We start from the raw sequence: 26,288 nt of genomic DNA on the forward strand, positions 1-26,288 counted from the left end.
GACGCAATCGGGATTGCCTTTTTAAATTCGTCCGAGCTCTTCGATCACATCGCTTGCTAGTACACTTGCGGGGTGTATCGTTCGACTAATCAATTTGGCGGCGAGCGCATGCCACAATACAGCTTGCTCACTAGGAGATTGAAGCTCACCTTTTCTTGACCAGAGCGCAAGTAAGATTCCCGTCAATATGTCTCCACTCCCACCTTTCGCTAAAGCAGACGCTTCTACGGTATTGACGGCACCTTTCCCATCAGGTGTGACGATGAGGGTATACGTGCCTTTTAAAATCAAATGAACTCGATGTTGTTTCGCGAACTCGCTGGCCACAGCGAAACGGTCCCCTTCGATTTCTTCAACCGATTGATTGGTCAGTCTGGAAAATTCGCCAGGATGAGGCGTTAAGATGAGCGGACCTCGTGTTTCTAAACGTCTCGTCGAGAGCGCACCCGCATCGACAATAATGGGACAAGACTGGTGCTTCACTTGTTGCCAGATGGTATCCATCCCCTCACCTTCCACCATACCGGGACCAATTGCAATCGCATCATATGATTGCTCTAGAACATCCGAATGTTGATTGTACATCGCTTCAGGCAATGTTGAAATGAACGGGCTTGCTTCTCGTGGGATGGAGAGATTTAATAAACCAATCCCCGAACGAATCGCAGCACGACCTCCTAAAAATGGTGCGCCTAACAAATGACGACTTCCACCGATAAGTATACCGTGCCCATAGTCTGTTTTATGACTAAATCGGTCCCGCTCCAATAATGACCGATTGAAATCGGATTCGGTCAACACCCTCCAATCCGATGTATGCGGTAATCCAATATCAATTCGTTCAATCTGTCCGTAATATGTCGACGTACGATTTAAAAACGCAGTACGTTTGTATCCGTGCAAACAATATGTGCGTGTTGCCTGAATCGCCAGACCATCAAACTCACGTGCATAGTCACTCGGTATTCCTGAAGGAAGGTCAATCGATAAGACGGTTGCCATTTGTTGATTCACCCATTCAATCACGTCTCTTGCTTTTCCAGTCACGGGACCAGACAGTCCGACTCCGAAAAGAGCATCGATGACAATATCCGTTGCTACAGGTTGTTCAATCACACGAACGAGCGAAGACGCATATGCCGCGTGTGTCGAAGCTGCCTCTGATTTACTATCACCAAGTGGTAACCATACACTCACCTCATGTCCTTTTACGGCGAGCTCTCTTGCGACGACCCAGCCATCCCCTCCATTGTTTCCGGTACCACACACCACCAATATGGTTGAATGCGATTCGATTGGAAGTTTAGGCACGATTGCCGAGGCCGCCCGTTCCATCAATACCGACTCAGGCATCCCGTTTTGAGTAGCGGTTTGATCAATCTGTTTGATTTCTGCAGCTGTATAAATCATTTGAAGCCCCCCTTTCGATACAAAAAAGGAATTGAATCAATTCAATCCCTTTTGCTTACATTCTTTACAATACCCATATATCTCAAACTTATGGTCGACCACTTCAAATTCAGGATCGAGCGTTTCTACGAATCTCATTGGACACAAATCGAGTAGCTTCGTCTTCCCACAATTTCGACAAATCAAATGATGATGGTGGTGGTTCGCACTACACGTGACACGGAACGACTTTTCCCCGTCTAGCTCTGTCGCTTCGAGTAAACCTTCTTCAGCAAACGATTTGAGATTCCGATAGACTGTATCAAAACTCATCGTCGGATGCTTATCCCGCATATATTCAAGCACTTCCTTCGCACTGATATAGCGGTCTTCTTCAGAGAGATAGGCATACATTTCCAGACGTTTCGGTGTGACTTTTAAAGAGGACGAACGAAGTCGGTCCAGTCTTTCTGTCTCATTCATGATATACCTCCTTTTTCCTGAAACTCATCACTTTTTCAAGTAACATAACGATGGCAAGAATGCTGACAGCAATCAACACGATTACCCCACCTGGTGCGACATCGAGGTCATAGGCGAGGACAAGTCCACCGATTGTCGCGACCTCTCCAAAGATGACGGACCAAAAAATCGTCTGTTTGAAGCTTGAGGTGAAACGTAACGCAGCTGCGACCGGTAGGGTAATCAAGCTAGAGACGAGGAGCGTACCGACAATTCGCATGCTCACAGCAATGACAAGCGCAACGATGAACATGAACAGCGTGTGGAGCATCGTACTTGGCAGTCCAGAGACTTTTGCTTGCTCTTCATCAAATGACAAGAACAACAGTTGCTTATAAAAGATGATAATGACAACTAGGGTCACAACTGCTACACCAACAATCAATGATATATCAGACTGGCTCACTGCAGAAATCGATCCGAATAAGAGTGATGATAAATCAATAGAGAAGCCTCTAGAGAGCGATATGAAGATTGCACTGAGTCCCATCCCTGCAGACATCATAATTGGAATAGACAGTTCTTGAAAGTGAATATATTTCCCGCGCAACCAATTGAGCCCAAGTGCCGCTAGCACCGAAATTAACGTACCCATATAAAGCGGGTTTAGCCCAGCAAACAAGGCAATATATTGTCCAAGAAATAAGCTAAATGAAATACCGGCAAGGGTTATGTGTGACAGTGCATCGGCAATCAAGCTCATTCGTCTGACCACAACAAATGAACCAATTAAAGGAGCAGTGAAGCCGATGACAAGTGCCGCGATGAACGCATAACGTAAAAAACTATATGTCCAGAGATCTGCAATCATCTTGTACCCTCGTGAATGAGAACTTTGACAGGATATGGTTTGATGGATGATGCCAGTTCACCGAGCTCACTATATTCCCTTAAACCACAATTGCACGCCAATTTTCCATGATCAAGATGGACGACTTTCGTGACGAGGTCCGTCACAACGTTCAAATCGTGTGTGACGAGTACGAATGTACACGTCGTATGTTCTCTGAGCATATGCAATACTTCATAAAAATCCTGTAGATGCTTTTGGTCGACACCAACGGTCGGTTCATCGAGAATCAATAGATCGGGCTGGTTAACCATCGCCCGTGCGATGAAGACCCGTTGTTGTTGCCCACCTGATAATTCTCCAATTTTACGATGGCGAAACTGCCACATATTTACCGTTTCAAGAGCATTTTGAATCGCTGCTTGATCTTCTATTTTGAGACGTTTGAATAAACCAAGGCGACCATATCTTCCCATTGCTACGACCTCTTCCACCGTAACCGGGAATCCCGAGTTAAACGAGGCCGCTTTTTGGGAAACGTAACTGATACGAGACTTGTCTTTAAACTGCGAGATTGGCTTGCCAAAAAGTTCGACAGACCCTTGTTGTGGGTTTAGTAAACCAAGAATGGTTCGAATCAAGGTCGACTTCCCAGAACCGTTTTCTCCAACGATTGCGACAAAGTCCCCTTGTCGAATATCAATCGATACGTGTTGTAAGGCCGGTGTCCCATCATAGAAATAAGACACATCGTTTAATTTGACGACGGATTTTGTCATCTAATCCCTTCTCTCATTTGATAAATCGTAATCATTTCTACTTCCTAGGCGTTTGTATTATACAAAATATTAGACATGTCTTCAAGCAAGACCGGTTTCCCCCTCAGCGAAATGTTAAAATTCACGTAAATCATATGTTCGTTCAAAAGCTTGTCGATTACACTATTAGTATGAAGGGGATGGTTTTATGGAAAAGAAACTTGCAGTCATTGATATCGGGTCCAACTCGATCCGGAACGTCATTTTTGAAGTCAACGAGGAAGGACAATACTTTGAGCGTTTGAACGTGAAAGAGGTCGCTCGTTTATCCAGTCATATTAATGATTCGAATGAAATGACAGATGAAGGAATCGCTGCGCTCATCGATACATTACGTCATTTTAAGGAATTAAACGATTATCACACCGTTACCGATGTAGTCCCTGTGGCGACGGCTGCCATTCGGAACGCTAATAATTCGGATGAAATTTTACAACAAGTAAAGCTATCTACTGACATGACCATCCGTTTGTTAAGTGATTATGAAGAAGCGTATTACGGATACTCAGCCATTGTCAATTCGACCTATGTTGAAGATGGCTACTCGGTCGATATTGGCGGGGGATCAATGGAAGTCACCTATTTTCAGAACCGAGAGCTCGTCTTTTATCACAGCTTCCCGTTCGGTGCCGTCACATTGACAAAAGAGTTTATGAAAGACGATACAATGACGAAAGACGAACGTAAGGCATTGATTTCATACTTGAAGAAAGCATTCAAAGAAATTGAATGGTTGGAACCTCATGGCGCCCCACTTGTCGGTGTTGGTGGGACAGCTCGAAACTTAGTTCGTGTTGAACAGACCCTATCTCACTTTCCACTTGAAGGAATTCATCAATATACAATCTCTGCTGATCAACTTGAGGAAGTTGTAGACGAGCTCGTCGGAATGTCGAGTAAGCAACTCGGACGCTTGGACGGACTCTCTAAAGACCGCGTCGACATCATCGCACCTGCTGTCACAGCAATCGGAGAACTAGCAAAATATTTGAAAGTTCCTGAATTTACGATGAGTAACAATGGGCTTCGTGAAGGCCTCTTCTATGAAAACTATTTACATGAGCACGACAAAGTCCGTTTCGCCGACGTCAAAGAAGAGAGCTTCCGACATTTTGAAAAACAATATGATGTGAACCCCACCCGCCATCAACACTTGATTCGCTTGGCCCGTCAATTGTATACCGGATTGATTGAAGAAAAAGTGATTAAACCGAAACCGTTCGAACCAGGGCTTCTTGAAGGGGCCTGTCGCCTCGCTTATGTCGGAGAGTATATCGATCATAACAACAAGAGCGACCACACGTTCCATTTAATCACTACAAACGATTTTAAAGGGCTAAACAACGAGGACCGTCTCGCCCTTGCTCTCGTCACATCATTTAAATCAAAACGAGTATTAGAGCAACATATCGAAGCATTTCCGAAGTGGTTTGATCAAAAGTTGTTAAAGAGTCTTGAATTGCTCGGTTCCATTGTAAAGCTCGTCGATGCCTTCGATTTGACCGAACGCCAAATCGTCACCGAACTACATGTTTCTAGGTCAAAAGACGGACTTATACTCTCTCTTGATACGAATGGGTCTGCTCGTTTTGAGTTGCAACGAAGTACACGACATAAAAAGCATTTAGAACGCGCAATCGACCAATCGATTGAGATCGTTATAAGTGAGGAGGAATAAACATGTCCGACTATACGTATGACCATTTCAACAACCGTGAACTCAGCTGGCTCGATTTCAATGAACGTGTTCTAGAAGAGGCGATGGACGAGCGAAATCCGCTAATGGAGCGTTTAAAATTTTTAGCGATCTTCAGCTCAAATCTTGACGAATTTTATATGGTGCGTGTCGGTGGATTAAAGGATGAGGTACTCGCCGGGTTTAACCGTCCAGAAGATAAGACGGGACTTACTCCGAAACAACAAATTAAGTCGATTTCGATGCGAGCACAGGAACTCGTCGAGACCCAATATGCGACCTATAAAAAAATCACGAAACAGCTATCTAACCAGAATGTCCGCTTTTTACGCACGAAACATTTGAACAAGACACAGCAGGACTTTGTGAAAGAGTATTTTCGCACACATGTTTTTCCGGTCCTCACTCCGATTGCAATTGATGCCTATCGGCCGTTTCCAATGCTTTTATCAAAATCGTTGAATATCGCCGTCGAAATCGCTTCAAACAGCGAAGGAAAGAAACGACTCGCCCTCGTTCAAGTTCCATCTGTTCTTCCTCGTTATTTGGAACTGCCTACCGATGATGAGGAACATACAGATTTGGTTTTACTAGAAGATTTAATCATTCAATTTATCGACTCGCTCTTCAAAGGATTCGTCGTCGAATCAACGATGCCATTCCGAATTACCCGTAATGCTGATATGCCGTTCCATGAGGAAGACAGTCGCGACGTCTTGAAACAAATCGAAAAAGAACTGAAAAAACGACGTTATGGGGTTGGCATCCGACTCGAAGTGCAACAACGTTCATTACGAAAAGAATTGTTGTTCATGCTACAAGATGTCCTCGATTTACACGACCGTGACATTTTCATCGTCGATGGTCCAATCGACCTGACCTTTTTATTCGGTATATACAGCCAAATCGGGATGGAATACGATGATATGATCAATGAGACATTGATTCCCTTTATCCCCGAAGGTCTAGAATCCGGAAAAGATTTATTCCAAAGCATCGCCAAACAGGATTATCTGCTTCATCATCCGTATCACTCGTTTGATCCAATCGTCCGATTTATCGCTCAAGCTGCAAAAGACCCGAATGTGTTAGCCATCAAACAGACACTATACCGAGTCTCAGGGGACTCCCCAATCATCAAAGCGTTGACCGATGCTGCAGAAAGCGGGAAGCAAGTGACCGTTCTCGTTGAATTGAAGGCGCGCTTCGATGAAGAGAAAAATATTCAATGGGCGAAGCAACTTGAAAAAGCCGGGGCTCACGTGATTTACGGTTATAAAGAACTCAAAACGCATTCCAAAATCACACTCGTCGTTCGAATCTTAGAAGGAGGAGTATTGCAGCGCTTCGTCCACCTCGGAACAGGTAACTATAATGACTCTACAGCAAAATTGTATACCGATGTTGGGCTCCTCACGACAAATGAGGAACTCGCTGAGGATGCCACAAACTTTTTCAACTGGTTGTCCGGTTATGGAGAAAGACCGTCCTGGCATCAATTTGAGACATCTCCCGATGATATGAAAGATTTTTTCCTCAATAAGATTGAAGAAGAGATTAAATTACATGAGAAGTACGGCAATGGACGAATTGTCGCCAAGATGAATTCGATAACAGATCGAGCTATCATCACTAAACTATATGATGCTTCCTCTGCAGGAGTAAAAATCGATTTGATTATACGTGGAATTTGTTGCTTGCGGCCAGGAATCAAAGGTGTCTCTGAAAACATTCGAGTCATTTCCATTATCGATCGCTATCTCGAACACTCACGAATCTTTTATTTCTATCAAAATGGCAAAGAAGACTTGTACTGTTCTTCAGCTGACTGGATGACCCGTAATATGAAGAAGCGGATTGAGATTCTCTTCCCTATCCTGAATACATCGCACAAGACGTATATCAAAGACATGATGGCTCTTCAACTCGTTGATAACGTTAAGGCAAGAAGACAGCGTTCTGACGGACGATATGTATATGTGAAAGGAGAGGCCAAAAAAGAAGAGATCCAGTCACAAATCATCATTCATCAATATACAGGTGGTCGTTGGAATAACATTCCAAGCGTCTTTGAGCGGGAACCTTCAAATTGGGCCGAACGTGAAGTCCTCCGTCTGCGATCTGAAAATGAGAAAATGACAGATGACTGATGTTAGACTTCTCAAAAGAAGAAAGTCATTGTATAATGAATTCGGTTACGTCATTATAAAGCGCTTTCAATAAAAGAGACGGAGGAATTATACATGCAAGAAATTTTACTATCATTACTCGCTGGTTTGATTTGCGGTGCTATTTTTACAGCACTCAAACTGCCACTTCCGGCACCACCGGTATTACCAGGAGTTGTCGGCATCTTCGGGGTCTTCCTTGGAATGAAAGTCTATCAATTCGCTATGGCAAACTGGCCATTCTAAAAAAAGATGTCCCTCAAAAAGGGACATCTTTTTTAGTACAGTGTATGGATTGCTTTATGACAGGTTGGACATATCCATATACCATGCTCATCTGAAAGGTGATACTCCATCAATTTTGTCGCATCACTCCCGTAACGCACTGCGAGGTCAGTTTGACAAATCGAGCACATGGTCGATTGAGACAACGGTGCGAATAGCTTTTCTCGAAATATATGCGCTTCATAAGTCTCTTTCGTCCATTTAGACGACGGTACATGATAGCCGTCATCCCACTTTTTTCGCATCGACTCGTACGGTTCATCCACCTGATACATGCCAACCTTTAATAGCGGATGATGAAAGTGAAGTTGTAGCAAATCCACCAAGCTATACGTTGCCAAGCCTTCTACCCCACCACCGAGCCAATATGGATCATCCGGTCGCATAATCTTTTCTTCTAACAAAATCTCCGCTTCCGCCACAATCCCATGTCCAATCACTTCGATAAACGCTGTCGGAGTCGTTACCTTCCCTTTTACATAAACCGGACTTTGCTCAAGGAAATAAGCCGGGAATGCGTTCCAGACGTCGTATCGATTCGGGTCGACCTGAAGGACGTTCATCACTTATTGATGAGCTAGCGTGAACTGATCACGCCATTCAGAATCAAATTGATTCGCACGGAACATCTCAATTTCTTGTTTGTATGGAGCAATTTTCGTTTTTTCACTGATTGGGATATATGGTGTCTCTAAAATTTTTGGTAGATGCGCGAATGCCTCATGATGAACAATACGATTTAATGTATCAAATCCAATCTCGCCATATCCGATGTTTTCATGACGGTCTTTTTTCGCACCGCGAACGTTCTTCGAATCATTCACATGAAGTACGCCGAGACGATCGATTCCAACGATGCGATCGAATTCTTCGATTACACCGTCTAAATCACCGACTAAATCATACCCAGCGTCATGAACGTGACACGTATCAAAGCAAACGGACAGACGATCATTATGTGTTACGCCGTCGATGATAGTCGCAAGCTCTTCAAACGTCTTTCCGAGTTCGCTCCCTTTACCTGCCATCGTCTCAAGCGCGATTTTCACTTGTTCGTCACCCGTCAGTACCTCATTTAGTCCTTCAATGATTCGGGCGAGACCGACTTCTTCTCCTGCGCCGACATGTGCCCCAGGGTGGAGGACAACGTGGCGAGCTGCTTGTAGTGCTTCAGCCCGTTTTAATTCCTGTGTCAAAAAGGAAACGGCCAACTCGAACGTCTCTGGCTTTGTCGTATTTCCGAGATTGATGATATACGGGGCATGTACGACAATCTCCTCGATGTCGTGTGCCGACATATGCTTCAGGGCCGCCTCGATGTTCAAATCTTCAATCGGTTTACGTCGTGTATTTTGGGGGGCGCCTGTATACACCATCATCGTATTCGCCCCGTACGACACGGCCTCTTCACTACCTGCAAGTAACATCTTTTTACCTGATACCGAAACGTGTGAACCTATTTTTAACATCATCATCTTCCCTTCGTATGCTTCTTTCTTTAGTTTACACAAAAAGAAGAACCGACTCCAAGAAGTCGATTCTTCAAATGATTAACGTTTGTTTTTTTTGCGTGCAGCCCGACGATCCGTGCGCTGTTGTTGCATATGCTCGCGTGATGCGGTCTCTTTTAACTTATACTTAAATTTCTTCTTATAGCCAGGCTTCACTTTTTTCTTCGCCTTTTTAATTTCACCAGCCATACGGCTATGTGCCGTATGCGAAACTTTCATTTTCCGGTCTGTTTGGCGACGACGACGTGTTTTAATCGGTTGAATCGAACCGTTACGCAAATCGACGTGTGTGAATTCGAACCCACGCTCTTCGAGACGATTGATCGGCCCATTTTCATGGTCCTCGTATAGCGTATATGCCTCACCTGATGCGCCCGCACGACCAGTACGACCGACACGGTGCGTGTAGAAATCAAGATCTTTCGGGATGCCGTGGTTGATGACGTGAGAAACTCCTGAAATATCAATTCCGCGAGCCGCCAAATCAGTCGCAATAACATATTGATACTTGGCATCATTAATATCTTTGATGGCTTGTTTACGGCGACGGGCTTGCATGTCTCCATGTAACGTACCTACATTTAATCCTGCTTCACGGAACGATGTTTCCAATTCATCCGCTTCTTGTTTCGTATTTGTGAATACAAGACAAACAAAAGGATTAATTGCTTTTGCAATTTCAACAGTCAAGTCTTTGCGGTCACGGTGACGGACCGGAATGACATGGTGTTTGATTTTTGGTGCGACACGATCTTCAGGGCTTGCTTCAGCAAAGCGCGGATCGTGCAAATATTTCTTCAAGAACGGCTCAAGTTTCTCAGGGATTGTCGCTGAGAAGACCATCGTTTGAAGTTTTTCCGGGAGTGACTGCGCGATGCGGTCAACTTCCGGTAAGAACCCCATATCGAGCATTTGGTCGGCTTCATCGACGACAAAATGCGTAACTTTGTGCGAGAACAAAGCCTGCACTTTCATTAAGTCAAGGATTCGTCCAGGCGTCCCGACGATGAGTTGTGGTGGATTTTTCATCTTATCGATTTGACGTTCGCGGTCTGTTCCTCCGACAATCAAACTTGATTTGATGTAATCCGGATTTTTAATAAGAATCGATTTCAATTCTTCATGAATCTGCCAAGCGAGTTCACGTGTCGGGGCGACTACGATAGCTTGAACTGATGCTTCTTCTGGGTTGATCGCTTCGACGATCGGTAACAAGAACGCAAGTGTTTTACCCGTTCCTGTCTGTGATTTTCCAATAATATCTCGACCATTTAATGCAGCCGGAATAATCCGTGCTTGTATATCGGTCGGTTTCGTGATGCGCTTTTCTGTTAAGGCATCAATCATAAACGGTAGCAATTTGAACTGTTGGAAGCTGTTCAATCGATACACCTCCTGTTTCTTTCCACTTTTCCTAGCATAGCGGAATCAAATGATTTGTCAATCAATCTTTTGCCACACCCTCGTATAAATAACTTGCTGAATAATAGTGTTTGGCAATTTTCTTTCCATTTAAATGTAGTTCGAGCGCTTTGAATCCGACTTCCATCATCTCATTCGGTGACTGCACGACAGTCGCATTGACTTTCCCATTTTGAATGAGGGGATAGATATCTGAGATGCCGTCCACCGATACGATGGTCTTGTCCGTCAAACCGTGACTTTCTAAAGCTCGGACGACACCGAACGTATTATCGTCATTGTGCGAAAAGACGGCATCAAAAGGGATATCTTCTTCTAGCCAACGAGACATCTCAATTTCTGCTTGAAACGTATCGTAATTCCCAGTGATCGATGCGATGATTTGAAAATGATCGGCATTTGCCTTCTCATATTCGCGAATCCCGAGGCTGCGGTCCATCGTGGAGCGGACTTTCGGGGTTCCCCTTACCTCTACCACGCGAATCGGTCGTTCGAGATCACTATACTTCGCAGCAATCTGTTCTGCTGCCATTCGTCCGATATCGACATTGTCAGATACGACCGATGTCAAGACACTCGAATGATCAATCATACGATCAATTGCAATAATTGGAATGTTTTCACGTTTGGCGCGTTCTAATGAAGGTTGAATAAACGTATCATCTAGCGTCGTTAAAAAGATTGCCTCGACACCTCGGTCAATCAAAGAATCTAGCTTTTCTTTTTCAAGGACACGTGAGTCCTCACTCGTCGTCGGAATCGGAGTAAACCCTTTTTGATTGGCCGTATGCACAAATGAGTCTAATAATTTGTTCGCATGTTCATGCTTATCACTGACAAACACGAACCCAACTTCTTTTTCCCTTATTTTTTTCTCCGGTAACTGTATCGATGTAATGAGAAGAATAGTCATCGCCCAAATAATCGGCAACCAGAGCCAATAATGTTTAAATCCCTTCATGATGGTCGTCTCCTTGGGATTTTGATTAAAATCGCCGTCCCCTTGCCAAACGAACTATCAATCTCCATCATACCGTTCACACTTTTCAAGTACTCTTGAATCATGTAAATGCCAAGACCGTTCCCACTCTCTTTCGTTGTATGGAAAGCCGAACCGAACATCTTAAGTTGTTCCTCACTCATGCCAATCCCATTGTCTTCAATTAAGAAACGATACTCCTGTTCCGTAAAGAGAATCGTGACAACCACACTTCCCTCTGCACCCTCCGTTTCCACGGCATCAACAGCGTTTTTGAATAGGTTATAAATGATTTGAACGAGCATATCAAATGACGCATAAAATGGTGGCATGTCGTTCGGTACAAGTAATTCCCATTTAGTCGGGCGCTTATAACATTCAGCATCCATTAAAAATTCGAGACGCTTCGTAAAGTCTATCATATTAATCCATTCTTCATACTTCCCCGCCTGATCTGGCTTAGCGAGCGTCAACATCGTCGAAATTAAACTGTTTGCCCGTTCTAACTCCTTAATGGCAACGTCGACCATATCCTTGCTACCCTGTCCTTCTCGTACCATTTGTAACGTGATGTGCACTGGGGTCAAAGGGTTTCGAATTTCATGCGCAATCCCCGCGGCCAGTTGACCAAGTGAAGCTAATTTTTCTTGATGTAAGATTAGCTGTTGCTGGCTCAACTGTTCACGTCGAGATGTTTCCATCCGCTGCGCATAATCGTTATATGTGTCGAGTAACGTTTCTACTTCTTTTGAACCAGTTCGTTCCAATGAGATCGTTCCGAGGGATTGTTGCTTTTTGATGCGATTGACCAGCTCGACAAGGGGGTTTGTCAATGTACGGGAGAGTAACAACCCAACGAGAATACTCAAGAAAAATGTGACGAGTGCAATCATCAAGTATTGCCAACGCGTATCATACACTGTCTCGTACACCGAATCATTCTGATGTTTTGCGAGCATGCTCCATCCACTGACACGGGCATCTGGTTCATACATCAACGTGTCTTCATCCGTACTTAGAATGGTCCGCGTGTTTCGTCCTAACGTTTCGTCAATGACTTCACGCGAAACACGACGCTCCGCATCTGTGACCAGATTGAATGAGGTAGTCAATACTTCGCCTTGATTGTCTAACAAGTATAAGATCATATCATCATTAGCAGACTCTAACGAACGACGATACAAATCAGAGTTCAAGACACTGATACTCCCGCCAAAGATTCCGACCGGTCGATTGTCTTCGATGACAGGAACATATAAGAAAGTACCCATATCTCCACTGATCATGATGGGGTCACTCATATATAATTCTCTTCCACTAGCAGTCAACACTTCCATGAATTTAGGATCGCGTTTAATAATAGATGAAGAGACCTGCCGTTCGGAGTACCATTTAAACGAATCTTGCCTAGCATCATAATAAAAGATTGATGTAAAACTCGTCCGTTGATTCAAATAACCTGTTCGGATTCGTTCTTCAATCCATGGTTCGTTTCCTACATAAGCGCCAAGGTAAACTAAATCTTCATACAATTTTCCGATTCGGGACTCAATATTTTCAATACTGTCATCAATCGCATAATCAAATTGTTCTTTTGCAAGTTCTTCTGCTCGAGACACCGTGACGCGATCAGCAGAAAAGGCAAGCGATGAAATGACAAGTGCTAAAATAATGATAATAATGAACGTGATTTGGAAAAAGTAAGATTTTCTAAGCTCATGCAATTGTTTCATGCGATTCACGGCGTCCCTCCTTTCTAACCTAAAAATTATAGCATGAATACACGCAAATCTTTTCGTATTTTCGAAACAATGTTAGACTAATACGTATGAAAGCACTTCGAAAGGAGCCTTCGTCTTCATATGAAAGTTAAAAAAATTAGTCCACGCGGATATTGCTATGGTGTCGTCGATGCCATGAAACTTGCAAATGAGGCGGTCGCAAATCCAGATTTGCCACGCCCGATTCATATACTTGGAATGATTGTTCATAATCGTCACGTCACACAGGCATTTGAGGATCTCGGTGTCAAAACGGTCGATGGTGATGATCGGATGCAGGCACTCGAAACAATTGATTGTGGTACAGTCGTCTTCACGGCACACGGAATTTCACCACTCGTTCGCAAACGGGCCATCGAGAAAGGGTTGACGATTGTTGATGCCTCGTGTCCAGACGTACTTGTCACACACGATTTGATTCGTGAAAAAACAGCAGAAGGATATGATGTCATTTACATCGGAAAACATGGACATCCAGAACCGGAAGGCGCAATCGGGGTTGCACCTGACCATGTTCACTTGATTCAATACGAACATGAAATCGATCAGTTACCGAGTCGATTGTTTGAACGAAAAATTCTTGTGACAAACCAGACGACGATGAGTCAATGGGACGTTTCCACATTGATTGAAAAAATCCAGGCACGTTATCCGCATATTGAAGTGCATAACGAAATTTGTAACGCGACACAAGTACGTCAGGAAGCCGTTGCTGAACAGGCTGGTGACTGCGATTTACTAATTGTCGTCGGAGATCCTAAATCAAATAACTCGAATCGCTTGGCACAAGTATCAAAAGAAATCGCCGGTACGAATGCGTATCGCATCGGTGACTTGAGCGAACTGGATATGGATTGGCTCGAAGGTGTGGAGACCGTTGCCGTGACGTCCGGTGCCTCTACACCTACTCCAATTACTAAAAAAGTGATCGACTTCTTGTCACAGTACGAACCTGAAGATTTGAGCACGCACGATAAAACGCCATATCTCGAGCTTCGAAGTATCTTACCAAAAGTTAAAGCATTACGGAAGTGAAGGAATCCCCCATTCTCTTATATGAGGATGGGGGATTTTAGGTTATCTAAACTTAAACGGGTTCGTGTTTACTTCGGAAATCATCAAGTCGACATCAATTTTTGCCTTCAAAAATTTCTCGCTAAGCATATCGACGACTCCTCGTTTCATGACACTCTCGACATGATGACCTGGATCTACAACCGCAAGCCCTAAAGCCATCGCATCATGGGCCACATGGAAGTATAAGTCACCTGTCACATATGCATCCGCTCCTTTAAAATGAGCTGCTGATACATATTTATTCCCATCCCCACCTAATACGGCTACTTTTTCAATTGACCGCTCTAAATCACCAACGACTCGCACGCCTTCTACGCCAAAGCTTGCCTTTACATGATCAGCGAACTTTTCGAGTGTCAGCGCTCGTTCGAGTCGTCCGATTCGTCCTAGACCATACACATGTCCGTCAATCTCATCACGGACCAAGTCATACGCGACTTCTTCATAAGGATGTGCATCTTTCATCGCTTTCAAGACACGCTTTTTCTGACTTTCGCGAACGACTGTTTCAATTTTCATCTCATTCACTTGCTCGGTTTCATGCGGACGCCCAATGAACGGGGTCGTTTCATCAAGCGGAGTAAATTGTCCTGTCCCCGAAACCTGAAACTGACAATCCGCATAGTCTCCGATATGTCCTGCCCCTGCCTTTCCTAGGGCACGGGAGACGTCCTGGGCGTGTGTTTCTGGCACGAATACAGATAGTTTATAGACCGGCTCTTCATACGTCGGAACGAGCACTTTCGTGTCACGCAACCCGATTGCTTCACTCATCCAGTCATTGACACCACCGACACACACGTCTAAGTTCGTATGTGCGACGTAGACCGCAATGTTATGCTGAATGCACTTCATCGTAATTTTTCCTGCCGTGGAGCGATCATTAACTTGAGATAACGGGCTAAAAATCGGGGGGTGGTGCGCAATAATCAAATCGATTTCGTTCTCAATCGCTTCGTCAACGACCGATTCGAGAACATCGAGTGTCACCATAACCCGCTTAACCTCTTTATTTAGCGTACCGATTTGCAAACCAATTTTATCACCTTCGACTGCCAGATGTTTCGGTGCAAACTCTTCAAATAATTGAATCACTTGATTGCCATTCGCCATTACTGACTCACCTCTCTCATCTTGTCACGCATTTTCTTAAATTCGACTTGTTTTTGAATCAGTGCCTCTGACTGAATCCCGTCTGCCATTTGACCGAGAACGTACTCCAACTTATCTGCTTCTCGACTCCATTTGAGCTTGAATGGTTCTGGTCGTTCCTGAATGAGAAACGGACCGAATAACAATTGCCAATTCCGTTCATTCACTTCTTCACTGTAAATCGTTTCTATCCCTTTTTCGCCCACAAGAATCTCATATACCTTATCGTTCTCTTCCACAATCGCCTCTTCGACGAGGACATAGCCATTCTCAAGCAACCAGCTTCGAACGTGCTGCCCGTCGACGTTAGGTTGAAGAATGAGACGTTCGACCGCACCCAATTTCTCTTTACCTGCTTCAAGGATGGAACGAATCAAACTCCCTCCCATCCCGCAAATCGAGATACAAGTTGCCTCATCCTCTTTCAATACTGCGAGACCATCACCAAGTCGCACATCGATTGCATCAAGGGATTCAATCAGGTCCACTTGTGCTCTTGCAGCCTCCATCGGACCTACATTCACTTCTCCTGCGATTCCTTTTGAAATGATTCCTTGTTGAAGGGCATAACATGGTACGTATGCATGATCCGACCCGATATCGGCGAGCACACTTCCTTTAGGGATATAATCGACAACCTGCTTCAAGCGGCGGTCTAAGATGATACGTTCTTGCATTCAAGACAACTCCTTTGTTCTACTTCTTCCTTAGCGTATCGAATTCTCCGCACTTCGACAACAAAAAACGCACCCCATTATGGAGTGCGCAACCTCTTATTGTTCAATCAACCAGTTCGCAAGCACTTCTGCTTCTTCAGCCGATGCAAGACCTGCTGGCATCGATCCTTGTCCATTGACGATGATGTTTGCGATTTCTTCTGGCGAAAGGCGATCACCTACTCCAGTAAGCGCTGGACCTACGCCACCTTCAAGGTTTCCGCCGTGGCAACCTGTGCAACCCTTCGCTGCGTATAACTCTTCTGGGTTCATTTCAGTGACTGCTGGACCTTCAGCCGCTTGTTGCGCCTGATTCACACCAAAATACGATAATGATACCATGGCAATAATTGCGACGATTGCGATTGCCGCAAACGGTAACAATGGATTACGCATTGTAGTTCCCCCTCATGTTCATTCCAAATTTCTATCCAACACTATTTTACTCAAAAAATAATAAAGAAGGAAGGAAAATCACTCATTTTCCTTCCTTTCTTCTAAAACTTCACACTTTATACAAATATGAAATTAATCGAGGAAGTCTTTCAAGCGTTTGGAACGACTCGGGTGACGTAATTTACGAAGAGCTTTCGCTTCGATTTGACGAATCCGCTCACGTGTGACGCCGAATACTTTTCCGACTTCTTCAAGTGTACGTGTGCGACCATCATCTAACCCGAAACGAAGGCGAAGGACATTTTCTTCCCGGTCCGTCAACGTATCGAGGACATCCTCTAATTGCTCTTTCAACAATTCATATGCAGCCGCATCTTGTGGTGCCATCGCGTCCTGGTCTTCAATGAAGTCCCCGAGATGTGAATCGTCCTCTTCCCCAATCGGTGTTTCAAGTGAAACTGGTTCTTGAGCAATTTTTAAAATCTCACGAACTTTTTCAGGTGTGAGCTCCATCTCTTTGGCGATTTCTTCCGGAGCTGGTTCACGACCGAGATCTTGAAGCAATTGACGTTGAACACGAATCAACTTGTTGATCGTCTCGACCATGTGTACCGGAATACGGATCGTCCGGGCTTGGTCAGCAATCGCACGGGTAATGGCTTGACGAATCCACCACGTTGCGTACGTCGAGAACTTGAACCCTTTCATATAGTCGAACTTTTCGACTGCTTTAATGAGTCCCATGTTTCCTTCTTGAATCAAATCAAGGAAGAGCATCCCACGACCGACGTAACGTTTCGCAATCGATACGACAAGGCGTAAGTTTGCTTCTGCGAGACGTTTCTTCGCCTCTTCGTCTCCTTGTTCGATTCGCTTAGCAAGCTCTGTCTCATCTTTCGCGCTGAGAAGATCGACACGACCGATTTCTTTCAGATACATGCGAACCGGATCGTTGATTTTAATCCCAGGTGGTACTGACAAATCGTTTAAATCAACTTCCTCATCCTCTTTTTTCGCAGGGGTTTCTTCTGCGTCAGCTGCATCTTCTGTGACGCGGATATCTTTCGCTTCTAAATCTTCGATGAAGTTATCGATGAAATCCGAATCAACCTCAAAATGACTGAGGCGATCTTGAATCGCTTGCATTGAGACGACGCCCTTTTTCTTTCCTAACTTTTCAAGCTCTTCTATGGCGTTAAATAAATCCTCTTTCTTCTTCTCTGCCATCTAGCAGTTCAACTCCTTCCAAACTTCATCCACGATCATCGTTCTCGAAGACGACGACTACGGGCAATCAATTCTTGTAGCTTGGACGCCTGGTCTACTATACTTTCGGCGTCTTGAGCGATTTCCCTTTTTGCACGCTCGATTTGACGTTGCTCCTCATAACTGTTTATGACCCGAATGTATTCGTCTAAAACCTCTTCAGACAGTTCATCCGGTCCAGCCATCAGTCGAATTTCCGCAAAGCGCATCGCATAATCGGGGCGTTGATCACAATAACGCTCCATAAAAGGAAGCGTAACTTGATCAAATTCATCTTGTGTCATCGTTTCGGATACAACTTCATACAATGCAGAGCCAAGCATACGATGGGTTTCATCTTGATAACGAAGCCCTAAGCGGTCACGCACGAAACGAACCTGCTCCGGTCCCGTCAACATCGCGCGCAACAAGTTCTTTTCAGCTTTCATCCAACGAGGCTCACCTGTTTTACTCGAACGTTTTCGTATCGGTTCCACAGCGTCAACTGTGCGAGTTGGATTTGATTCGCTTGACGTCGGATGAGGAATTCTCGAACGAAGCGTCTCTAGCGGAATTTCAAACTCATCCGACAGCTTTTTCACATACATATCTCTTCGAATCGAATCATTCGTCTTACCAATCTCTTCAAGCATAGATTCAATAAAGCGAATCCGTTCTCCTTCTCGACTCAAGTTTTTCCCTCGCCTGAGCATCCGATTCATAAAATCAAGAACACTCAATTGTTCAGTTTCGACAAATTGTTGCCAGTGAGTTGCCCCATGTTGACGGATATAATCGTCCGGATCGGTCTTTTCTGGTAGCGGCAAAACTTGTACATCAAGTGGAGACGTTTCTAATAGGCGAATGACTTTTTGAGTCGCTTCTTGTCCCGCGTGGTCCCCATCATAACAGATGACCACTTCTTCCACGATACGAGACAGGGCTCTTGCATGTTGTGGAGAAAATGCGGTACCGAGTGATGCCACGACTTCTTTTGTCCCCGCTTGTGCCACTTGCAAAACGTCAACGTTTCCTTCGACGAGGAAGACACGTTTTTTCTTTCGCATCAATGCCCTCGCCTGGGAGAAACCGAATAACAGTTCACTTTTATTGAATAACGGTGTTTCAGCCGTATTCACGTACTTTGGCTGTCGATCATCAATCGCACGGCCACTGAAGCCCACGATGGTGCCGTCTCGATCCGCAATCGGAAAGACGACCCGTCCTTCAAATCGGTCAAAATATTCACCGGATTTAGACTTCGAAATCAAACCTGCTTCAACCATCACTTCTAAATCGAACCCTCGTCGCTCCAACAACTCGACAGTAAAGCGTCGTTGGTCTGGGGCAAAACCAATCTTATATTGCGCAATCGTCTCTTCGTTTAACTCGCGATTTCGCAAATATGACAATCCCACTTCGCCAGCTTCCGTTTTCATCAATACTTCATGATACAAGTCAGCAACGAGTCGATGCGCATCCCGCATCTGTTTGCGCCATACTTGTTCACGTGTCAATTCTTCGTCACCTTGGATGCCGTCTACTGAAATGCTCGCGCGCGTTGCTAGGCGCTCGACCGTTTCGGGAAAGGATAACCCTTCGGTCTCCATCACAAATGTAAATACATTTCCTCCGGCACCACAACCGAAGCAGTGATACATCCCTTTTTCGGGCGAAACGGAGAAGGACGGAGAGTTCTCGGAATGGAAGGGACATAATCCGACCAATCGATGTCCCTGTTTCTTTAATTCGACACGTTCGCCAATCAACTCCACGATATCGGTTGCCTGTTTCACTTCTGCGATAACTTCATCTGGTATCCGTGGCATCTTGACCACTCCCTGTTTCCAATCTCGCAACGAAACGGAACGCTCATCACGTTCCGTTTCACTGTACTGTCAATACTCTATTATACCCTCTCGAAGCAACGAATACTAATTGAAACACTTATTTACTTCAGACGTCTTTAGATTGTTCGAGGTGACGCAGAATGATTCCCGCAGTCTCTTCGACAGCCTTGTTTGTCACGTCGATGACTTCACAACCGACTCGTTCATAAATCCCGCGTGCATACTCGAGCTCACGATTGATTCGCTCGAGTTGTGCATAATCCGCTTCCGGCTTCAACCCGAGTGACTTTAGGCGTTCCATTCGAATTGAAATCAACTTTTCTGGCGAGATGATCAATCCGATACATCGTTCTGCAGGTAAATCAAACAATTCCTCAGGTGGTCGTGATTCCGGGACGAGAGGCACGTTTGCGACTTTATATCGTTTGAGTGCTAAATATTGAGATAACGGTGTCTTTGACGTCCGGGAAACCCCGACAAGCACGATATCGGCTTTTTTCAGCCCGCGTGGATCCCGACCGTCATCATACTTGACGGCAAATTCCATCGCTTCGATTTTTCGGAAGTAGTCGTCATCTAATCGATAGATGAGCCCCGGTTTCTCTCGCGGGGCTTCTTTCAATTGTCCTGATAATACGTCGAGTAAATCACCGAGCAAGTCGACCGTCTTTACTTGATGCTCTTTTCCGAGTCTCATGAGAAGAGCCCTGTGTTCCTCATTGACGAGCGTATACGCGATAATCGCCTGTTGAGCTCTCGCTTGTGTGACCACATCGATGATTGTCTGTTCATCTTCAACGAACGGGATGCGAAGTGTCTCAATTGCATTCTCGTGAAATTGGATACTCGCTGCTCGGACGACGAGTTCACATGTTTCTCCGACCGAGTCACTTACAACGAACACGAGTTGTTTCATAGTCAAATCGGTTTCCTCCTCAGATTGACTCATCGTTCGCTAACGCAATGAGCACCTTCGTCATGTTAGTTTTCGTCATTCGACCGAGAACAATCAATTTTCCATCCTTCTCTTCAACGACAGGCATGGCATCAATTTGTTTTTCAATCAATTTCATACCTGCCCGAATTAACGTTTCACCCTTCTCACATACTGTAATATTCGGCATACGCGTCATGATGACGTTGACCGGTAATTGGTCCAAATCCTGATTTCCAATCGCAGCACGGAGAAGGTCTTTACGAGATAATACACCGACCAACTCTCGATCACGTCCAACTACGAACAAGGACCCAACATCTTCCAAAAATAGTGTGACAATTGCATCATATACTGTCATTTCATCCCGAACGACTTTTGCAGACGACATGAAGTCCCCTACAGTCAAGGAATCTAGCTTTTCTCGGAGCATTGACGAGTTTCGTTTGCCGACGAACGTGTAGCCGACACGAGGTCTTGCTTCAAGTATTCCTGTCATCGTCAAGATGGCGAGGTCGGGTCGCAGGGTTGCGCGCGTCAATGACAATTCTTGCGCAATTTGTTCCCCTGTAATCGGTCCGTTCTCCTTCACAATCTCAGCAATCTTTTGTTGGCGTTCATTCAGTTGCATAGCCAACCCCCTCTAGTTTGTTTAGAGTACGAGCGCGTTGAAGTCTGCGACACTCTTAATCGTCGTAGCAAGTCGGTTCATTTCATGGAGACGGTTTTGGCGTACTGCCTCGTCCTCACTCATGACCATTGTATGTTCAAAGTACATCATAATTGGTGATTCAAGCATTTGAAGGAGCTCTAACGCTTTTTGATAATCTCCCGCCTGAACAGCGTTGTTCGTTTCAGGAGCTATTCGTTCAATCGCTTCATGTAAGGCAATCTCTTCATCATTTTCAAACAATGAAGGGACGACATCTCCTGGCTCACCTTTTTTCGAAATGTTGACGACGCGCGACAATTGCTCAATCAAAGATTTTGCATTCGTCGATACGAAGTGTTGAATTGCTTGTGCACGAGCATCAAGGCGATTGATCGTCAATGTCGTCGTCAATACCGCGTCAATCACATCGTAGCGGACCTTCTGTTCTTGTAGACGGTATTTCAACCGGAGTTTGAAGAAGTCCACCAGCTGATCCTTGACTTGTTCTTTATCGGCTTCGAAGAGTCCTGCCTTCAGCTGTAATTCGACAATTTTTGAAAGCAGCTTGTCGAGTGAGAGATCAATTTTCCAATCTCCAAGAATTTGAACGACACCTTGAGCTTGACGGCGTAGGGCGAACGGGTCTTGCGAACCACTTGGAATCATGCCGATTCCGAAGAATGCTACAATCGAATCAAGCTTGTCCGCTAGAGCAAGTACAGCACCTGTTGCCGTCTCCGGGGACTGATCTCCTGCGAAGCGTGGCATATAATGCTCACGAACAGCTGCCGCCACTTCCTGATCCTCACCTTGCTGAAGCGCGTACTTCTCACCCATGATTCCTTGAAGCTCAGTGAACTCGTATACCATCTGACTGACGAGGTCAAACTTATGAATCGCACCGGCACGGCTGACTTTTTCGATATCTGCGTCAAATAAAGGTGCGAGCATCTGCGCAATTTCAGTCACGCGACGTGCTTTCGCTCCAGTCGTCCCCAATTTTTCATGGAATACGATGCGATCGAGACGAGCGAGTTGGTCATCAATCTTTGTCTTTTTGTCCTCCTCATAGAAGAAGACGGCATCTGCAAGACGAGCACGGATGACTTTTTCATTCCCGCGCGCCACGTTTTCTAGGTGCTCTGCATTTCCATTTCGGACCGTGACAAAGTAGTTTTTCAACGTTTCGTCGATATAAACTGGGAAGTAACGTTGATGCTCTTTCATCGTTGTGATGAGTACTTCCTCAGGGAGGTCGAGATACGCCTCCTCAAATTCTCCGAAGAGGGCAGTCGGCCATTCGACTAAGTTTGTGACCTCTTCGAGTAAGTCAGCATCAAGCGGAACTGTCCATCCTTGTTTTGTGGCAAGTTCCTTAATTTGACGTTCGATTTCAGCTTTACGAGTCTCGTAGTTTGCCATGACAAACGCAGACTCCAATGTCTCTACATAAGCTGCTGGTGATTCGACGACAACGTCTCCTTTACTGAGGAAGCGATGACCACGCGTCACGTTGCCGGTTTTCACGCCTTCGATTGTAAAATCGATGATGTCCTTACCAAATAGAGCAATCAACCAACGAATCGGACGCATGTAGCGTAAACTACTCGTTCCCCACTTCATGTTTTTTGGGAACGTCAGGCTACGAACGACGTCTTCGAGACCGTTTAACAATGAGCTTGTTTCCTGACCTTCTTCATGACGTTCTGCGAAGACATACTCGACCCCTTTTTCTTCTGCGAAGTACAGGTCCTCGACTGTCAATCCACGACCGCGAGCAAATCCTTGCGCCGCTTTTGACCAGTTTCCTTCCGCGTCCTGAGCAATCTTCTTAGCAGGTCCACGGAGTGTTTCTTTCAAATCCTGTTGCGTTTCGGCTACATCACGAACGATGACGGACAAGCGACGCGGTGTAGAATAAACCTCAATCGACCCAAATTCAACACGAGCTTCTTTTAAAAACGCATCAACACGTTCTGCCAATTGTTTCTCTGAACGCAAGACGTATTGAGCCGGTAGCTCTTCTAATCCAATCTCTAGTAAAAGGTCACGCATTCAAGTCACCTGCTTTCTCTTGTTTCAAAAGTGGGAAACCAAGGCGTTCCCGTTCTTCAATAAATTTAGCAGCACATGTACGTGACATGTTACGTACGCGTTGAATGAATCCGGTACGTTCCGTCACCGAAATGGCGCCTTTTGCATCCAACAAATTGAATGTGTGCGAACATTTCAGAATGTAATCGTACGCAGGGAAGACGAGATTCTCTTCAAGAGCACGTTTCGCTTCTTTCTCATATGTGTCGAATAACGTGAACAGCATGTCGACATCCGATAATTCAAACGTATATTTCGAGTGTTCGAATTCAGGTTGGTAGAAAATATCACCGTATTTGAAGCCGTCTGTCCATACGAGATCGAATACACTCTCCACTTCTTGAATGTAAGAGGCGAGACGTTCGAGTCCGTACGTGATTTCTACGGCAATCGGGTCACACTCGATTCCACCGACTTGTTGGAAATACGTGAATTGCGTGATTTCCATCCCGTTTAGCCAGACTTCCCAACCGAGACCAGCTGCTCCGAATGTCGGGTTTTCCCAATTATCTTCAACGAAACGAATGTCGTGCTCAAGCGGATTGATTCCAATCAACTCGAGACTTTCTAAGTAAAGTTCTTGAATGTTGCTTGGAGAAGGTTTCATGATCACCTGGAACTGATGGTGTTGATACAGACGGTTAGGGTTCTCACCATAACGTCCATCAGCCGGACGGCGTGATGGTTCTGTGTAACAAACGTTCCAAGGTTCTGGACCTAGAGTTCTTAACGTAGTCATTGGGTTCAGCGTTCCTGCCCCTTTTTCAACATCGTACGCTTGCATCGTCAAACAACCTTTTGATGCCCAAAAGTTTTGTAGCGTGAGAATGATTTCTTGCATAGTCATATGCTTCATAAATGACACCTCCAATAGTATTGAAACGACAAAAAACGCCCCTATGTGCCTAGCACATAGGGACGGGATTGATTCCCGCGGTTCCACCCTACTTGCCCCAACATCGGGGCCACTCTTAAAGATGTGGGCGCTCTGGAATCGCCGTTCACCCTTCTCATGACGTTCGGCTCACACTATCCCGAACTCGCTTAACTCATGACAGGAAGAGTTACTTTTTTCCTTCATCGCGCACGCTATTTCATTTGTCTAATCGTAACTCATCGTATCGAATTCACTATAAAAAGTCAATCCTCATTCAGATGAAGTCGAATCATTTGGTCGAGTACACGCTTTGTCTTCAATCGCAACCCACTATACGATTCCATATATGCATCAAATAGCTGACGTAAAAGAATTCTTGACTCGTCTGATAGCGGTACGTTTCGAAATTCTGATAGATTGTGCTTACTCATCAAATAGAGAAGTTTCGCCAGTCGTTCCGACAGCCGAATCGTTCCTTCTTCTTGATGCCTTGCACATAAAAAGCCACCAGATGCAACAGAGAAGTACATCGGGTCCGTTACGTCCCCGCATCGCACACAACCCGTTAATACAGGGGAAACACCTAACAGATGTAAAATGCGTAATTCAATATGATGGGTGATTACGTCTGCATCCATCCCCGCATTCAACGCTTGGAGAGCATCTTGTAAAATTCGAAACAGTGGACGATTCTGCACCCGATCTTCCACAGAGCGGTCGACAAGCTCTAACCAATACATCGCGTACGACATCCGCACAACATCTTTTCGAATCTCCGGGTAGGAGGTGACGACATCGGACGATTTTAACTGAGCCAGTCCCCGGCTAGACGGAAAAATATATATACCTTCTACGAACGGCTGACTCGAAGCGTGAAATCGGCTGCCCGGTTTCTTTGCGCCTCGTGCCATAATCGCAACTTTGCCGAGTTCTTCTGTAAACAATGTCACGACTTTATTCGATTCACCATAATTGACGGTACGAATGACGACTCCCGTGACTTTTTGTAACATGGCTTAATACTCGTCGTCGCGGAAACCGAGGTCACGTAGCTGACCCATCTTGTTACGCCAGTCTTTCTGAACTTTGACCCAAAGGTTCAAATACACTTTCGTACCGAGAAGAGCCTCGATATCGTGGCGGGCATCTGTTCCGATTTCGCGAAGCATCGTCCCTTTTTTCCCGATAATGATCCCTTTTTGAGAATCCCGTTCCACCATGATCACGGCTTCGACGTCGATCATCTCGGAGTTTTCACGTTTCTTAATCGATTCGATGGCCACAGCGATTGAGTGTGGCACTTCATCGCGTGTCTTATGCAACACTTTCTCACGAATCATCTCAGAGATAATAAAACGCTCCGGATGGTCGGTCACTTGATCGGCAGGATAATACATCGGTCCTTCCGGCAATAACTTTTTGATTTCACCTAAGAGCGGTTCGACGTTATTGCCTTGTAGCGCCGAAATCGGGACGTACGCTGCAAAATCCAGTTCATTCGTATACTGTTCAATCACCTTTGGTAGTTCGTCGGGATGAATTAAATCAATCTTGTTCATAACCAAGATGATTGGTGTATCGAGCCCTTTAAGCTTCTCAATGATAAAATCGTCCCCGGCACCACGAGGTTCAGTCACATTCACCATGAAAAGAATCGCATCGACTTCGCGAAGGGCATTCGTTGCTACTTTCATCATGAAGTCACCGAGACGATGTTTCGGTTTATGGATTCCCGGAGTATCGATGAATATGATTTGTGAATCATCCGTCGTGTATACGCCTTGTACTTTATTTCGTGTCGTTTGCGGTTTATCCGACATGATGGCAATCTTTTGACCAATCACGTGGTTGAGGAATGTTGATTTTCCGACGTTCGGTCGGCCAATGATCGACACGAATCCAGATTTAAAATCTTCTTGATACATAGTGCACCT

Annotated in this window: 24 protein-coding genes; 4 read left to right on the forward strand and 20 right to left on the reverse strand. The window is 45.1% G+C overall.

Translation table 11 applies throughout. The features are described from left to right. Window positions 1–21: 21 nt before the first annotated feature. From KNO98_RS03630 to KNO98_RS03645, 4 genes are read right to left on the reverse strand one after another with little or no spacing between them, the layout of a single operon-like run. A complete protein-coding gene (locus KNO98_RS03630) occupies window positions 22–1,410 on the reverse strand; it encodes an NAD(P)H-hydrate dehydratase (protein WP_214699025.1) in 1,389 nt (462 codons plus the stop codon). Between the two features lie 36 nt (window positions 1,411–1,446). Next, window positions 1,447–1,872, reverse strand: a complete 426-nt coding sequence (locus KNO98_RS03635; RefSeq protein WP_026825692.1) for a Fur family transcriptional regulator — start codon at window positions 1,870–1,872, stop codon at window positions 1,447–1,449. Continuing rightward, window positions 1,865–2,722, reverse strand: a complete 858-nt coding sequence (locus KNO98_RS03640; RefSeq protein ID WP_214699027.1) for a metal ABC transporter permease — start codon at window positions 2,720–2,722, stop codon at window positions 1,865–1,867. The genes KNO98_RS03635 and KNO98_RS03640 overlap by 8 nt, the downstream gene beginning before the upstream one ends. Continuing rightward, window positions 2,719–3,480 carry a metal ABC transporter ATP-binding protein gene (locus KNO98_RS03645; protein WP_026825690.1) on the reverse strand — a complete coding sequence of 254 codons (762 nt, stop codon included), beginning with the start codon at window positions 3,478–3,480 and terminating at the stop codon, window positions 2,719–2,721. Before KNO98_RS03645 ends, KNO98_RS03640 begins: the two co-directional genes overlap by 4 nt. 187 nt (window positions 3,481–3,667) lie before the next feature. Here KNO98_RS03645 and KNO98_RS03650 point away from each other — a divergent pair, with 187 nt between their 5' ends. The 3 genes from KNO98_RS03650 (at window position 3,668) to KNO98_RS03660 (ending at window position 7,629) form a co-directional block, all read left to right on the forward strand. Beyond that, window positions 3,668–5,197, forward strand: a complete 1,530-nt coding sequence (locus KNO98_RS03650) for a Ppx/GppA family phosphatase (RefSeq protein WP_214699029.1) — start codon at window positions 3,668–3,670, stop codon at window positions 5,195–5,197. 2 nt (window positions 5,198–5,199) lie between these two features. Next, entirely contained in the window at window positions 5,200–7,365 is a 2,166-nt protein-coding gene (locus KNO98_RS03655) for an RNA degradosome polyphosphate kinase (RefSeq protein WP_214699031.1), read from the forward strand. 93 nt (window positions 7,366–7,458) lie between these two features. Beyond that, window positions 7,459–7,629, forward strand: coding sequence for a DUF1427 family protein (locus tag KNO98_RS03660; RefSeq protein ID WP_034770979.1), 171 nt, complete (start codon window positions 7,459–7,461; stop codon window positions 7,627–7,629). A gap of 32 nt (window positions 7,630–7,661) precedes the next feature. On the opposite strand, the gene KNO98_RS03665 is transcribed toward KNO98_RS03660, so the two are convergent. From KNO98_RS03665 to KNO98_RS03685, 5 genes are all read right to left on the reverse strand, one after another. Further along, window positions 7,662–8,231 (reverse strand): hypothetical protein, encoded by a 570-nt coding sequence (locus KNO98_RS03665; RefSeq protein ID WP_214699033.1) that lies wholly within the window; start codon window positions 8,229–8,231, stop codon window positions 7,662–7,664. Window positions 8,232–8,234: 3 nt separating this feature from the next. Continuing rightward, window positions 8,235–9,137 (reverse strand): deoxyribonuclease IV, encoded by a 903-nt coding sequence (locus tag KNO98_RS03670; protein WP_026825686.1) that lies wholly within the window; start codon window positions 9,135–9,137, stop codon window positions 8,235–8,237. A gap of 81 nt (window positions 9,138–9,218) precedes the next feature. Next, window positions 9,219–10,562: a DEAD/DEAH box helicase gene (locus KNO98_RS03675; protein WP_034770978.1), complete on the reverse strand. Its 1,344-nt coding sequence runs from the start codon at window positions 10,560–10,562 to the stop codon at window positions 9,219–9,221. Window positions 10,563–10,623: 61 nt separating this feature from the next. Then, window positions 10,624–11,562 carry a sugar ABC transporter substrate-binding protein gene (locus KNO98_RS03680; RefSeq protein WP_214699035.1) on the reverse strand — a complete coding sequence of 313 codons (939 nt, stop codon included), beginning with the start codon at window positions 11,560–11,562 and terminating at the stop codon, window positions 10,624–10,626. After that, window positions 11,559–13,313, reverse strand: coding sequence for a sensor histidine kinase (locus KNO98_RS03685; RefSeq protein WP_251129456.1), 1,755 nt, complete (start codon window positions 13,311–13,313; stop codon window positions 11,559–11,561). Before KNO98_RS03685 ends, KNO98_RS03680 begins: the two co-directional genes overlap by 4 nt. A 129-nt stretch (window positions 13,314–13,442) precedes the next feature. Here KNO98_RS03685 and KNO98_RS03690 point away from each other — a divergent pair, with 129 nt between their 5' ends. Then, window positions 13,443–14,396 (forward strand): 4-hydroxy-3-methylbut-2-enyl diphosphate reductase, encoded by a 954-nt coding sequence (locus KNO98_RS03690; RefSeq protein ID WP_026825682.1) that lies wholly within the window; start codon window positions 13,443–13,445, stop codon window positions 14,394–14,396. A 42-nt stretch (window positions 14,397–14,438) separates the two neighbouring features. Here KNO98_RS03690 and KNO98_RS03695 read toward each other — a convergent pair whose 3' ends face one another. From KNO98_RS03695 to era, 11 genes are all read right to left on the reverse strand, one after another. After that, window positions 14,439–15,551, reverse strand: a complete 1,113-nt coding sequence (locus KNO98_RS03695; RefSeq protein WP_214699043.1) for a Nif3-like dinuclear metal center hexameric protein — start codon at window positions 15,549–15,551, stop codon at window positions 14,439–14,441. After that, window positions 15,551–16,267 carry a tRNA (adenine(22)-N(1))-methyltransferase gene (locus tag KNO98_RS03700; protein WP_026825680.1) on the reverse strand — a complete coding sequence of 239 codons (717 nt, stop codon included), beginning with the start codon at window positions 16,265–16,267 and terminating at the stop codon, window positions 15,551–15,553. Before KNO98_RS03700 ends, KNO98_RS03695 begins: the two co-directional genes overlap by 1 nt. 96 nt (window positions 16,268–16,363) lie before the next feature. After that, on the reverse strand, window positions 16,364–16,702 hold the full coding sequence (gene cccA / locus KNO98_RS03705; RefSeq protein ID WP_026825679.1) for a cytochrome c550: 339 nt from the start codon (window positions 16,700–16,702) through the stop codon (window positions 16,364–16,366). A 132-nt stretch (window positions 16,703–16,834) separates the two neighbouring features. After that, window positions 16,835–17,929 (reverse strand): RNA polymerase sigma factor RpoD, encoded by a 1,095-nt coding sequence (rpoD, locus tag KNO98_RS03710; RefSeq protein WP_026825678.1) that lies wholly within the window; start codon window positions 17,927–17,929, stop codon window positions 16,835–16,837. A gap of 35 nt (window positions 17,930–17,964) precedes the next feature. Next, complete coding sequence (gene dnaG, locus KNO98_RS03715; RefSeq protein WP_214699045.1) at window positions 17,965–19,776, reverse strand: DNA primase; 1,812 nt, start codon at window positions 19,774–19,776, stop codon at window positions 17,965–17,967. A gap of 127 nt (window positions 19,777–19,903) precedes the next feature. After that, window positions 19,904–20,713, reverse strand: coding sequence for a pyruvate, water dikinase regulatory protein (locus KNO98_RS03720; RefSeq protein ID WP_034770974.1), 810 nt, complete (start codon window positions 20,711–20,713; stop codon window positions 19,904–19,906). Window positions 20,714–20,732: 19 nt separating this feature from the next. Beyond that, window positions 20,733–21,362, reverse strand: a complete 630-nt coding sequence (gene ccpN, locus KNO98_RS03725) for a transcriptional regulator CcpN (RefSeq protein WP_026825675.1) — start codon at window positions 21,360–21,362, stop codon at window positions 20,733–20,735. A gap of 21 nt (window positions 21,363–21,383) precedes the next feature. Then, window positions 21,384–23,438, reverse strand: a complete 2,055-nt coding sequence (glyS, locus tag KNO98_RS03730) for a glycine--tRNA ligase subunit beta (RefSeq protein ID WP_214699049.1) — start codon at window positions 23,436–23,438, stop codon at window positions 21,384–21,386. Further along, on the reverse strand, window positions 23,431–24,324 hold the full coding sequence (glyQ, locus tag KNO98_RS03735; RefSeq protein WP_200868294.1) for a glycine--tRNA ligase subunit alpha: 894 nt from the start codon (window positions 24,322–24,324) through the stop codon (window positions 23,431–23,433). The genes glyS and glyQ overlap by 8 nt, the downstream gene beginning before the upstream one ends. Window positions 24,325–24,617: 293 nt before the next feature. Then, the gene (gene recO / locus KNO98_RS03740) at window positions 24,618–25,367 is read right to left on the reverse strand and encodes a DNA repair protein RecO (protein ID WP_026825672.1); all 750 of its coding nucleotides are present in this window, start codon (window positions 25,365–25,367) and stop codon (window positions 24,618–24,620) included. A gap of 3 nt (window positions 25,368–25,370) precedes the next feature. Continuing rightward, window positions 25,371–26,279, reverse strand: coding sequence for a GTPase Era (era, locus tag KNO98_RS03745; RefSeq protein ID WP_026825671.1), 909 nt, complete (start codon window positions 26,277–26,279; stop codon window positions 25,371–25,373). Between the last annotated feature and the right edge of the window lie 9 nt (window positions 26,280–26,288).

The sequence above is a fragment of the Exiguobacterium sp. s57 genome, from assembly GCF_018617685.1.
In the GTDB taxonomy this organism is placed as follows: domain Bacteria; phylum Bacillota; class Bacilli; order Exiguobacteriales; family Exiguobacteriaceae; genus Exiguobacterium; species Exiguobacterium marinum.